The following is a 3,265-nucleotide window of genomic DNA, read 5'->3' as shown; positions in this document are numbered from 1 at the left end:
AGGTCGTTGCTCTGCGGCCCATCCTTCGAGACGCCCGCCGTTGGCGGGCCCTCAGGATGAGGACGGAAGGCGCAGCTGCAATTTTCGATCGGCAAAGATGCCGCTTAGCCTCATCCTGAGGAGACCGCGGAGCGGTCGTCTCGAAGGACGAGGCGCGCGCTCAGGCCCTGCCAAAAAATCATATGCGATTACCCTGCGGTCAAGCCGGGGCAGGACAGCGAACGGGCGTCAGACGCTCATCGACATCGACGAGCCGGCGGTCGCCGAGGCGCCCTGTCCCTGTCCGCCTTGCCGCTGCATCAACTGTGCGAACAGATCGTAAGCCGAATTAGCGGAGGACTTGGAGGCGCCCGGCACGGTCGTCGACATCTTGAAGCCGTCGGCATAGGTGACGGTGGTCGTGGTCGAGCCGTCGGCGGCGGTCGTCGTGGTCGAAGTCGATCCGCCGCTCGGCTTCGAGGAGGAATCCGATCCGTCGCCCGATCCTCCGGCACCCTGGGCATGGTGACCGTGATGGCCGCTCTTCAGCGCTTTCGACATCTCGTCGAGGCTGACGCTGCCGTCGGCATTCGAATCCAGCTTCGAAAACACGTCATCGGCCTGCGCCAGGTTGGTGCCGCCGGCTCCCAGCGCGTTCTCGAATTCCAACTTGGTGATGCTGCCGTCGCCATCGGCATCGATCTGCGAGAACAGGTGCTTCAGCGCGGCATCCCGGCCCGACGAGGTCGAGGACGTCGAGCTGGACGAGGTCGAGGTGGTCGCGCTGCCGGTGCCGTCCGACGACTGGCTTTGCGCCGCGAACAACGCGTTCATCGTCTCCGGCGATATCTGCGGATATTTGCCTGCATTGACCGACGAGGTCGCGCCGCTGCTCGTGCCGTTGCTGCCGCTGTCGATCGCGAACGGATTGGTCGGCGCGCCTTGCGACGATCCCGTCTTGTGGGTCGAGGGCGACGGTTTCGAATTGGTCAGCGACTGGATCGCGTCGAGCGCGCTCGAGACGGCGCCAAGGGCAAACAACATTGCACAACTCCAACCGATGCGGCATGCCGCGGTCAATGTTCCGGGGAGGAAGTCAGCAAGCGCCGTGCCAGCGCGAAAAGCTCAATGAATTCCGCTTCGAGCGCACCTGGCGCGGCCCGGCAATATCGGCAATTCGTGCCGGAGACGGCAGAAATTTCCGCCCACAGGAAGCGCGCCTGTCCTGCATTGCCCGCCACGGAGGCCCATGTTAGGCGAGGCCCATTCCTCTTTCGGCCGCCACGGGAAACAGCGTCATGACCCAAGCATTTACCCCCCGCCCCCTGGCAATCGCCCCCTCGATCCTGGCCTCGGATTTCTCCAGGCTCGGCGAAGAGGTGCGCGCGGTGGACGCCGCCGGCGCCGACTGGATCCATCTCGACGTGATGGACGGACACTTCGTCCCGAACATTTCCTATGGCCCCGACGTCATCAAGGCGATGCGCCCGCACAGCAAGAAGGTGTTCGACGCGCACCTGATGATCTCGCCCTGCGATCCCTATCTCGAGGCCTTCGCGAAAGCCGGCTGCGACCACATCACGGTCCATGCGGAAGCAGGTCCCCATCTGCACCGCTCGCTCCAGGCGATCCGCGCGCTCGGCAAGAAGGCCGGCGTCTCGCTCAATCCGGGCACGCCCATCAGCGCGCTCGAATACGTCCTCGACCTGGTCGATCTCGTGCTGGTGATGTCGGTCAATCCCGGCTTCGGCGGCCAGGCCTTCATTCCCTCCGCGATCGGCAAGATCCGCGACATCCGCGCGATGACGGCGGGTCGTCCGATCGACATCGAGGTCGACGGCGGGGTCGGTCCCGACGTCGCCGGCGCGCTCGCCGCGGCCGGCGCCAACGCCTTCGTCGCCGGCACCTCCGTGTTCAAGGGCGGCACGCAGGACGCCTACAGGAGCAATATTGCCGCGATCCGCACCGCGGCGGCAACGGCGCGCGGCGAGGCCATCTGACGGCCATTCGCGGTCCGAACCGGCCTTGCGGCCGCTGCGACCAACGGGAATGGATGAAATCCGCGCCACTCCGTTTTCCGCAGGCCTGCGGCGTCTGTGCATCGAGGCCCTGCAGGACGGGGAGCAGGTGATCTGGCAGGGTCAGCCCGACGGCGTCGCCTGCATGATGATGTGGCGATTGCTCTGGTGGATCGGATTCCCCTGGCTGTTGCTGACCGTCATCGCCATCAGAAACGATTGGATCAACCAGGCCGCCCAACCTCTCGTGATGCTCGGAGTTGCGATGGTTGCAGCCCCGCTGGTGATGCTGCTGCAGGACCTGCAGACGCTCTATCTGATCACCGATCGCCGCGCGCTGATCCTGCGAACGGCCTGGGGCAGACGGACGATCAGCCCGACACCGTTCCAGGCGATGGACGCGGACTTCGAAATCCTCGACATCGGCGGTGGAGCCGGTCACCTCAACTTCGCGTCAGGGCGATCGACCCGTTCGCCCGATACCGACTACACCGGCCGCTACGGATTTCGCTTTGTTCGAGACGCTCCGCGCGTCCGGGAAATCCTCGCAGGCGCGCGCGCAGGCAGGATGCGGCGGCTGCACACGCGAAAACCTGCGGCTTTTACGGGCGCCGCAGCGCGCGATGCCTAAAATTGTCCCTGCGACCCGTACTCATCCGGGCTTCACTGATTCGCGCAAATCACCGCTACTGGCTCCTGCCTGCTTTTGACGGGAGCACATCATGACGACGACCCTGGTCTGGACTGGCGTGGCGTTGTGGCTTGGTTTCAGTGGATTTGTTGTGTTTGGCCCATCGGTCGGACCGGAGAAGGTTGCGGCACGTTCCGCCCGCACCAATCACCTTCGTCGCCGGGGCTGACGTCCGTGCAGATCGCGCTCGTAAAACGTCAGCCGAAGCGCAGGTGCCGGATTCCGCGTCGCCCGCATCCGAGCCTCGATGATTTCTTCGGCCGCCTCGAGCGCGCCGACGGCGCGATGGTCGAGGATGCCGGGCTCGACAATTCTGAGCTCGACCATGCGTTTCCCTCGCAGCGCCGACACTGAGAACCTTCTTTCCGGATCGAATCCATGAAACCGCATTGCCCGAACTGCCTGAAGGAAATGACCAAGGCATCCGCGTCGCGTAACCTGTTCAATTGCGAGCMCTGCCGCGAGATCATCCAGTATTTCGGCGGCACCGCGGATCATTGCGAGCCCGGTCCGCAATTTTCCTGGCCCATCCGCCGCCAGCGCACCGGCCACACCGCCCACGCGGCCTGATCTCACC

The 3,265-nt window shown here is 64.8% G+C and carries 5 protein-coding genes; 3 read left to right on the top strand and 2 right to left on the bottom strand.

From position 1 onward, the window contains the following. Positions 1 to 228 precede the first annotated feature (228 nt). Positions 229 to 1,023 (bottom strand): EF-hand domain-containing protein, encoded by a 795-nt coding sequence (locus AC1D00_RS33060; protein ID WP_477013557.1) that lies wholly within the window; start codon positions 1,021 to 1,023, stop codon positions 229 to 231. 254 nt (positions 1,024 to 1,277) lie between these two features. Between AC1D00_RS33060 and rpe the strand changes: the two genes are divergently transcribed. Both rpe and AC1D00_RS33050 read left to right on the top strand, forming a co-directional pair. Beyond that, positions 1,278 to 1,979: a ribulose-phosphate 3-epimerase gene (gene rpe / locus AC1D00_RS33055; RefSeq protein ID WP_135174190.1), complete on the top strand. Its 702-nt coding sequence runs from the start codon at positions 1,278 to 1,280 to the stop codon at positions 1,977 to 1,979. Between the two features lie 49 nt (positions 1,980 to 2,028). After that, positions 2,029 to 2,628, top strand: a complete 600-nt coding sequence (locus AC1D00_RS33050) for a hypothetical protein (protein WP_477013556.1) — start codon at positions 2,029 to 2,031, stop codon at positions 2,626 to 2,628. Between the two features lie 207 nt (positions 2,629 to 2,835). Here AC1D00_RS33050 and AC1D00_RS33045 read toward each other — a convergent pair whose 3' ends face one another. After that, positions 2,836 to 3,015 carry a hypothetical protein gene (locus AC1D00_RS33045; protein WP_477013555.1) on the bottom strand — a complete coding sequence of 60 codons (180 nt, stop codon included), beginning with the start codon at positions 3,013 to 3,015 and terminating at the stop codon, positions 2,836 to 2,838. Between the two features lie 51 nt (positions 3,016 to 3,066). Between AC1D00_RS33045 and AC1D00_RS33040 the strand changes: the two genes are divergently transcribed. Next, a complete protein-coding gene (locus AC1D00_RS33040) occupies positions 3,067 to 3,258 on the top strand; it encodes a hypothetical protein (RefSeq protein WP_477013554.1) in 192 nt (63 codons plus the stop codon). Positions 3,259 to 3,265: the final 7 nt, after the last annotated feature.

The organism is Bradyrhizobium sp. P2_E8 (genome assembly GCF_056403875.1).
Note: the sequence above shows the minus strand (reverse complement) of the source record. Positions and strands in the feature narration are given on the sequence as shown.

What these genes read in the sequence shown, in the direction of transcription:
- AC1D00_RS33050 (WP_477013556.1), top strand. Translation starts at nt 2,029, where the DNA reads ATGGATGAAATCCGCGCCACTCCGTTTTCCGCAGGCCTGCGGCGTCTG.
- AC1D00_RS33045 (WP_477013555.1), bottom strand. Translation starts at nt 3,015, where the DNA reads ATGGTCGAGCTCAGAATTGTCGAGCCCGGCATCCTCGACCATCGCGCC.
- AC1D00_RS33060 (WP_477013557.1), bottom strand. Translation starts at nt 1,023, where the DNA reads ATGTTGTTTGCCCTTGGCGCCGTCTCGAGCGCGCTCGACGCGATCCAG.
- rpe (WP_135174190.1), top strand. Translation starts at nt 1,278, where the DNA reads ATGACCCAAGCATTTACCCCCCGCCCCCTGGCAATCGCCCCCTCGATC.